2 protein-coding genes are annotated in these 2,466 nt (G+C 64.0%); both read right to left on the minus strand.

The window, feature by feature from the left end:
• Positions 1 to 36: 36 nt before the first annotated feature.
• A complete protein-coding gene (locus tag EF387_RS46320) occupies positions 37 to 1,287 on the minus strand; it encodes a reverse transcriptase domain-containing protein (RefSeq protein ID WP_128382570.1) in 1,251 nt (416 codons plus the stop codon).
• Between the two features lie 33 nt (positions 1,288 to 1,320).
• Entirely contained in the window at positions 1,321 to 1,824 is a 504-nt protein-coding gene (locus tag EF387_RS49895; RefSeq protein WP_128382571.1) for a reverse transcriptase N-terminal domain-containing protein, read from the minus strand.
• Positions 1,825 to 2,466 lie beyond the last annotated feature (642 nt).

The raw sequence follows: 2,466 nt of genomic DNA on the forward strand, positions 1-2,466 counted from the left end.
TCAGAACCGTACGTGCGGGTCGTCCCCGCATACGGCTCAAGCAGAACCCACGGGCGCGTTTGCTTTGCGTCCGGTCCTCCTGTCATGGGCCTCGTGGTGCTGCCGATGGCAGTCGGCGTGTACGAGCCGGAGGTTGTTCTTCTCGTCCCCGCCCCCGTCCCGCCGGTGCACGAAGTGGTGCTTGTGCAGCCTCTTCGCCACGGCTGCAAACCAGTCGATCCACCCTCGTGGGTCGTCGGGTTCGTATTCCGCGCCGGTGATCAGGGTCTCACCACAGAGTGGGCACAATCCTTTCTGGCGGAACGCCAGTTGGATGCTGACCTTGTCCATGGCGGGAGGCGCCTTCTTGCGGCGCCGGGTCGCCCAGTAGTCCTGGAGAGTCGGGTCATCCGGAGATGCCGCGCCCTTGACCATGACGTGCCGGACGATCGGGGTCCAGGCGAATCTGGGGAGGTAGGCACCGGATTCCCGGTCCCCGAACACCCACTTGTCGTTCCTGGCTTTGTTGAACTTGCCGAAGTACCTCTGGACTACCCAGGGTTTCGACTTCTTGGGATGCCCGCGTGTCGCCCACTTGTAGGTGAGCCTCCACGTGTACGCGTCCAGCGACTTGAATGTCTGGCTGGACACTGCCCCTCGGTAGTACGTCGCCCACCCTCGCACGATCGGCGAGAGCCGTCTCAGTACCACTGCCACATTGGCTCCGTGCAGTGCCTTCACCTCTGTGCGCAGTCTTTCCCGAATCCTCCTGACCGCACCCTGACTCGGGCGGATGATGGCCTTGCCGTCCCTGGATCTTCGGATGTTGAATCCGAGGAAGTCGAAGCCCGCGCTCACCTGGGTGATTCGGGCCTTCTCCTCGTTGAAGCGGAGCCCTCTTGGCTCCAGCCATTCCGCCAGTTCCCGCTTGGCTTTCTCCGCTTCCTCGCGCGTGTGCACGAGGACGACGAAGTCGTCCGCGTATCTGATCAGGACCGGGGTCCCGGATTTCGTCCCGGGCTCGCGCCCTTTCTGCATCCGGTATTCAACCCCTGCGGCGCTCTCCATCCCGTGCAGTGCAACATTGAGAAGCAGTGGGCTGATCACTCCGCCTTGCGGAGTGCCCTCCTCTGTCGGAGCCCATTGTCCGCCTTCCATCACCCCCGCCTTCAGCCACCCACGGATCGCTCCCCTTGCGGGGAAGTTTCCGAGGGTCTGCATCAGACGTTCGTGATGGATACGGTCGAAAGCAGCCGACAGGTCCGCGTCCAGGACCCAGTTCCGGTTCGTCCGGGTGCCGCGCGTCATCTGGAAGATGCTCTCGATGGCGTCATGGCAGCTTCATCCTGGCCGGAAGCCGTAGGACCTGGGCTCGAATCGGGCTTCCCACTCGGGCTCCAGGGCACTTTTGACGCGCGCCTGGTGGACGCGGTCTTTGATCACCGGGATTCCGAGTGGCCGTTGCTTCCCATTGCTCTTCGGGATGTACACCCGCTTGACCGGATCCGGCCGGCGGTTCGGGTCAGCCTGAACCTCCAGGGCGAGCGCGGCTCGCTCTTTGGGGGTCAAGACGACCTGTCCGTCGATACCGGCGGTCTTGCGGCCGGTGCTCTGCTGGGTGACGCGCCGCACGCTGACCAGCGTGTTGCTCCGCGACCGCAGCATGAGCCTTTGCAGGTTGCGGACCTTCTTCAAGTCCCCTTCCTGCGACGCCTTGAAGATCCGTTGGCGGAGTCGCCGTACGTTTCCTTCCTCGGTGGCCCAGTCGATGCTGTGCCAGTCGAGGCCGGGACCGTCTTCAGGTCCGTTCACCGCTCCTGCTGGTGCGGCGTCCAACTTGTCCATCGGTTCGGGTCCCTCCCCACCTTTTCTTCAAAGTTCCACCTGGTCCATGTCAGCTCCCTTTCGGGCCGGGCTTGCGCCCGTATCCGACGGGTTATCCGCGCTGCCTCAGAGCCGGTCAGCGCCGTTTCCCCTGGCCTTTCGACCGATCGGCCTTCGCTTCTTGGACCATCCTGTTCCCGCTGCGGCTTCGGCTTTCCTTACAGATCGCCTACTGCCTTGCAGACCACAACGGGGTTCCCGCGTTCCGCACCGCTAAGACGCGGCTGGCGAGGGTGCCTCCTATACCCCGGGCTCAGTGGTGTCCGTGTATCTCCCCTGTGTGGTCCGAGGAGTTCACTTGACGGCTCTCACCGCCTGGAGCCTGTCGGCCGGTGTTGCATACCGCCTTCCGGCCGTCCGATTCACGAGGCATGGTCGGAGATTCACATGAGTTCACCCTGTCCAGCCTTCCCCTCGCCTGTTCCTCCCGGGCGGTCCAGGAGTTCTTGGGCTTTCCGGCCCGGCTTCGCACCCCGCCGTTACCGGCGACGCACGCGGACCTGGGGACTGACCTTGGACACCGGCCAGAGAGCTGCCCTCTCATATCTCTGCGGAGCAGCCCCACTTAAACGGTGCGACTTCGCGTCGCACCCACACGTACCG

The sequence above is a fragment of the Streptomyces cavernae genome, assembly GCF_004023625.1.
Taxonomy (GTDB): domain Bacteria; phylum Actinomycetota; class Actinomycetes; order Streptomycetales; family Streptomycetaceae; genus Streptomyces; species Streptomyces cavernae.

What these genes read in the sequence shown, in the direction of transcription:
- EF387_RS46320 (WP_128382570.1), bottom strand. Translation starts at nt 1,287, where the DNA reads ATGACGCGCGGCACCCGGACGAACCGGAACTGGGTCCTGGACGCGGAC.
- EF387_RS49895 (WP_128382571.1), bottom strand. Translation starts at nt 1,824, where the DNA reads ATGGACAAGTTGGACGCCGCACCAGCAGGAGCGGTGAACGGACCTGAA.